Genomic DNA, 345 nt, shown 5'->3' on the forward strand with positions numbered 1-345 from the left:
TTCCTTCTCGGGGGTATCGGCGAGATCAATAAAAACAGACATCCGAATTTCATGGTGGTCGATAAGAATACACCTGTGAGTGAAATCGAGGAATGTTTCAAGCGTTTTGTTAAACGTGATGACATTGACATCATTCTCATCAAGCAGAACATTGCTGAATTGATCAGACATGTGATCGCTGCGCACTCTGCACCAGTACCTTCTGTTCTTGAAATCCCATCAAAAGACCACCCATATGATGCCAGCAAGGACTCCATTCTACGTCGTGCTAAGGGCATGTTCAACCCAGACGACTTGGTACGCTAATGCTAATATGTTGCATGTTTTTGATGTCCGTTGACGGAT

General features: G+C 44.1%; 1 protein-coding gene. It reads left to right on the forward strand.

The genetic code is table 11. The features are described 5' to 3' along the window. The coding region (locus F0L46_RS27990) for a V-type ATPase subunit F (RefSeq protein ID WP_149822447.1) at nt 1–306 on the forward strand (306 nt) is incomplete at its 5' end. Nucleotides 307–345 lie beyond the last annotated feature (39 nt).

Source organism: Salinarimonas soli, from assembly GCF_008386575.1.
In the GTDB taxonomy this organism is placed as follows: domain Bacteria; phylum Pseudomonadota; class Alphaproteobacteria; order Rhizobiales; family Beijerinckiaceae; genus Salinarimonas_A; species Salinarimonas_A soli.